Raw genomic sequence first — 2,350 nt, 5'->3', positions numbered from 1 at the left:
CGCAGAAGTCCACGCCGAGTACGAGGAGTTGCAGGCAGCGGCATAGGTAGAACCCTCAACGCCGCTGTCCGAGAAGCGCAGGGCCCCTCAATCTGACCACCCGTCGGACATCAGGCTTCATGAAAGCGCGAGGCTAAGGCCTTGAACATCCGTCGCCCACCCGCGACGAGCCTGTATGGCCGTCAACGTCCGATCCATATAGAGCTACGGATCAGAAGGTTGCAGGCTCGAATCCTGCTGAGTGCGTGGAGGTGAGAGGCCCCAGAAGGATCTGGGGCCTCTGGTGTTTTTTGTGGATCACTTCAGGACGTTGAGGGTGTTGGTGGCGTCGTCGACGAAGTACACGGCGTCGCGGTCCAGGTCCACCGCCAGACCGAACAGCGCGCCCGCGCCGGGCGGGGAGCCGCTGTTGTCGAGTTGCCGGAAGGCCACTTGGCGGCCGGCAGGCGTGGTCTCGACGATGTTGCCGTCACCGCTGTTGACGGTCAGGATGTGGCCGTTGGGTGCGATGGCCAGGCCGAGGGGGCCGTTGAGCTTGCCACCGCTGCTGACGACGCGGCCGGTGCCAGCGCTGGATCCCCGGGTCACCGCGCGCCGGATGACGGTGATCCGGTTGTTGACCGTGTCTGCGACGTAGAGCGAGCCGTCCTTGGCGAGGCCGACGCCTGTCGGGCCGATCACAAGGGCGGCGGGGTCGGTCTTCTGGGCGAAGCCCGAGCCGATCGTGGTGGTCTTCACCCACTGCGGCGGCTGGTGGTCATGACGCTTCAGGGTGATGCGCAGGACGGTGCCCCGGTCCACTTCGTTGCCGCCACCCGCCACGGTGCCGTTGAGCACGTTGGTGACGAACAGGTCGGTACGGTCGCCGTAGCTCGTGGCGGTCATGTCCCACGGTCCGTTGATGCCGCCTCCGGCGAGCGTCTCGCGGACCTTGCCGTGACTGTCCAGTACGAGCAGGCAGCCTGCCTGGGCGGTGGCGGAGGTGCCGTCGGTGGTCGGGAGGCTGCCGACCACCACCCACCCGCCGGGCAGGATGCTCAGGGCGGTGGTGAGACCCACGCCGCCGGGGCAGGGACCGGGTAGGTGGGCCGGGTCGATCTGCGCGAACAGGCTGGCGGTGCCCCGCGGGCTGACCTGGACGAGGGTGGTGCCCGTGCCCTGCTGGTTCTGGCTGTTGTTGAAGTTGCTGACCAGCACGTTGCCTTTGTGGAGCTTCCCGGCGTCGCGCGCGACCACGGCCGTGCCATAGGGGTTCACGTCGCCGTTCGCGGGGACCGTGGAGGCAATCTCACGCACGGTGTGCAGACGGCCGAGGAACGTCCCAGAGGCCGAGGCGGCGCCTGCCGCAGCCGTTACCGAGATGGCCACGGCGGCTGTCAACGCGGACAGCCTTCGCGCCAATGGTGACAGAAGGTTAGCTTTCATGAGCGCCACGTTAAAAGTGATGGTCGGACTTGATACGCACGAACATGCTCCGCCCTCGGGTATTTCGCCCGTTCGGTGGCCGAAGCACGCAAGCGTGCAGCCTGACCACTACACCAATGGTGTCCGCCAAAGCGGAACAAGCTCACTGAGCTTTGCTGATCAGGTTGGTGCTGAGTGAATTTCGAGTCCGGTGTGGTGGGCGAGGAACACACTTGGCACGCTGGCCCCGTCTCAGTTTCCGTCTCATTCAGCCCCGTTCACGGCCGTTCAGGCGAGGCCCGAAGCCAGCCCGGCGCCGTTGGCCAGCCGCCCATGAACGCAGGTGAACACCCCCGCACACCGCCCAACGCCCCACCACCACAGTTGGAAAGCGTGCAGTCTCGTACCCGAGGCGCCGCGTGTCACCATCGGGTGGAACGCCTGCGATCAGCAGCGCGGCACATACGGTGTGGTGGGGGAATCGTGGCAGCACTGACCTGGGGCATCGTGGGCGTAGGCGCCCTTTTCATCGTGGCCGCCGCGTACTGGCGCCTCGTGGAGCAAGAACGGGTACGCCGCGGAGCAGATGCCTTTCGCTTTCGCTTCTTCCGAGTGTGGCTTCCCCTCGTCATCGGTGCCGCAGCGCTGGGCAAACTCCCCCGAGCCTTGAGCGCCCCATTCCCGGTCGTGGCCCTATCCGAAGTGTTGAGCCTCGCGCCAGCCGTCATCGTCGTTGGGCTGGGACGGGTGGCTGCCAGAAAGCCAGGTCCGAGAGCCTGCACCACAACCGCACCAGAACGAGCGGGGAACAGCGGGGAATCACGGTGAAAGCAGCGCAGCGCGACGAGGCCTGAAGCTCCCCCTTTGACCTGGACAGCCTGATACTGGGACGGAAGGTTCCGGAGGAAGCAGTCGCAGGTAGTGAGCAAGAAGAGCAATACGAGCA

General features: G+C 65.9%; 1 protein-coding gene. It reads right to left on the bottom strand.

The genetic code is table 11. From position 1 onward, the window contains the following. Nucleotides 1-297 precede the first annotated feature (297 nt). Nucleotides 298-1,368, bottom strand: coding sequence for a hypothetical protein (locus ACFYR3_RS45665; RefSeq protein ID WP_389288341.1), 1,071 nt, complete (start codon nucleotides 1,366-1,368; stop codon nucleotides 298-300). Nucleotides 1,369-2,350: the final 982 nt, after the last annotated feature.

Origin of the sequence: Streptomyces sp. NPDC005784 (assembly GCF_042871525.1) — a bacterium.
Classification (GTDB): Bacteria; Actinomycetota; Actinomycetes; order Streptomycetales; family Streptomycetaceae; genus Streptomyces.
The sequence above is the reverse complement of the archived record's forward strand: the minus strand, read 5'-3'. Positions and strand labels throughout refer to the sequence as shown.